This is a genomic window from Colwellia sp. BRX10-9 (genome assembly GCF_014077405.1).
Taxonomy (GTDB): domain Bacteria; phylum Pseudomonadota; class Gammaproteobacteria; order Enterobacterales; family Alteromonadaceae; genus Colwellia_A.
Map to the genome: position 1 here is coordinate 1 of NZ_JACGVV010000135.1, position 317 is coordinate 317.

At 39.1% G+C, this 317-nt stretch carries 1 pseudogene; it reads left to right on the plus strand.

Going from position 1 to position 317, the window contains the following annotated elements:
- Positions 1-215: 215 nt before the first annotated feature.
- Positions 216-317, plus strand: a pseudogene (locus H4J69_RS20280) (transposase); the annotation flags it as partial.

Here is a 317-nt window from a genome sequence, read left to right on the forward strand (position 1 = left end):
TGTCTTGCATGTCGATAGTGAGCCAATAGAGCGCTGGTCAACCGATGAGGTATTGCAACGTTGGCATCAATTATTCAAAGGGACCTTATTAACTCAAAAATATTTGAACAAACAACCGCTTGATATTCCTTCCTAATAGGCCACCCATAATAACTTATGCAGGTTTCGTTCAATAAACTAGACTTAAGTTACCTTTATTCAGTCGGGTGATTGTTATGCCTAAGCCTCGTTCACAACAAATTAGTTTATTGGATACACCTTATTATCACATTTGCAGTCGAACGGTACGCAAGGCTTTTTTGTGTGGCGTAGATAAG